This window comes from Mycobacterium sp. E3198, from assembly GCF_001667015.1.
Lineage (GTDB): Bacteria > Actinomycetota > Actinomycetes > Mycobacteriales > Mycobacteriaceae > Mycobacterium.
In genome coordinates this window covers 1-1,204 of the sequence record NZ_LZIS01000255.1, presented here as the reverse complement: position 1 = coordinate 1,204, position 1,204 = coordinate 1, and the positions used below count along the sequence as shown (strand labels likewise).

Sequence of the window (1,204 nt, the reverse complement as noted above, 5' to 3'; positions counted from 1 at the left end):
GCACCCGCCATCCGATCTCCGTGTGGTGGACCGAGATCCGTCGGGTGCTGCGGCCGGGCGGCACCTACTTTGCGCAGCACATCGGGCCGGCCACGATGGGCGAGCTGGTCGAGTACTTCATCGGACCGCAGCCCGAGAAATGGGCCGAATTTCACCCGGACGCCGTGCGCGCGCAGGTGGACGCCGCGGGCCTGCAGGTGGTGGATCTGCGCGCGGAGCGGCTGCGGGCCGAGTTCTTCGACATCGGGGCCGTCGTCTACTTCCTGCGCAAGGTGGTGTGGACGGTGCCGGACTTCACCGTGGCGCGCTACCGGGACCGGCTGCGGCAACTGCACCAACGGATCGAGGCCGACGGGTCGTTCGTCGCGCACCCGACGCGGGTGCTGGTCGAGGCCCGCAAGGCGCGGTGATCAGCCCCCAATCATCCCCGAGCCTGTAAATCTGCAGAGGAAGTGCGAGAGAAGACCTGCAAAATTACAGGTTCGACGAACGTGCGAGCAGGCGTCAGCCCTCGGCGCGCAACACGTCCAGCGCGTGTTGCAGGTCGGGCGGGTAGGGGCTGACGATCTCCATCCGCCTGCCGTCGGCCGGGTGGGCGAAGGACAGCGCACGCGCGTGCAGCCATTGCCGTTCCAGCCCAAGCCTTTTCGCCAGCACCGGGTCGGCGCCGTAGACGAGGTCACCGCAGCACGGGTGGTGCAGCGCGGAGAAGTGCACCCGGATCTGGTGGGTGCGACCGGTTTCCAGGTGCACGTCGAGCAGGCTGGCGGCATGGAACGCTTCGATGGTGTCGTAGTGGGTGAGGCTGTGCCGGCCATCCCTGGTGACGGCGAACTTCCACTCGCCGCCGCGGTGCCGCCCACGCATCGGTGGGCTGGACCGGTCCCACGGTGCTCGGCGGGTTGGCCGCCGCCGGTTACCGGATCACCACCTCCGGCGTGCCCGAGCGGCAGGGCATCGTCCATCGCCTCGACGTCGGCACCTCCGGGGTGATGGTGGTGGCGCTGTCCGAGCGCGCCTACACGGTGCTCAAGCGGGCGTTCAAGCAGCGCACCGTCGACAAGCGTTACCACGCGCTGGTGCAGGGACATCCGGACCCGTCCAGCGGGACGATCGACGCGCCGATCGGGCGGCACCGCGGCGGCGAGTGGAAGTTCGCCGTCACCAGGGATGGCCGGCACAGCCTCACCCACTACGACACCAT

Annotated in this window: 3 pseudogenes; 2 read left to right on the top strand and 1 reads right to left on the bottom strand. The window is 69.2% G+C overall.

Annotated elements, in window-relative coordinates:
- A pseudogene (locus A5673_RS25770) lies at positions 1–410 on the top strand (SAM-dependent methyltransferase); the annotation flags it as partial.
- 94 nt (positions 411–504) lie between these two features.
- On the opposite strand, the pseudogene A5673_RS25765 reads toward A5673_RS25770, so the two are convergent.
- Positions 505–861: pseudogene (locus A5673_RS25765) on the bottom strand (pseudouridine synthase); the annotation flags it as partial.
- Here A5673_RS25765 and A5673_RS25760 point away from each other — a divergent pair.
- Positions 855–1,204, top strand: a pseudogene (locus tag A5673_RS25760) (pseudouridine synthase); the annotation flags it as partial. The pseudogenes A5673_RS25765 and A5673_RS25760 sit on opposite strands and share 7 nt — an antisense overlap.